The sequence below is a fragment of the Pseudoalteromonas sp. P1-13-1a genome (assembly GCF_001401875.1).
In the GTDB taxonomy this organism is placed as follows: Bacteria; Pseudomonadota; Gammaproteobacteria; order Enterobacterales; family Alteromonadaceae; genus Pseudoalteromonas.
In genome coordinates this window covers 1-257 of record NZ_LKDV01000132.1, presented here as the reverse complement: position 1 = coordinate 257, position 257 = coordinate 1, and the positions used below count along the sequence as shown (strand labels likewise).

Genomic DNA, 257 nt, shown 5'->3' with positions numbered 1-257 from the left:
GAAGTGCAAGCCGATGGCACCTTTAGTGTAGATGTGCCTAATGAGTTAAGTGAAGGTGAATTTACCGTTGAAGTATCGGTCACCGACGCTGCAGGCAATCAAACCACAGCCACCACCACCGGTGAGGTTGATACCGCTGCGCCCACAGTGGTTATTGACCCTGTTGGCGATACTAATGACACCACACCGACTATTTCAGGCACAGCAACCGGTGAGCCAGAGGGCACGGTTGTTACAATCACCGTAACGGATGAAGC

1 protein-coding gene is annotated in these 257 nt (G+C 52.1%); it reads left to right on the top strand.

Translation table 11 applies throughout. The features are described from left to right. Window positions 1–257: Ig-like domain-containing protein (locus AN391_RS20125; protein WP_235576515.1), on the top strand; the 257-nt coding region annotated here is incomplete at both ends.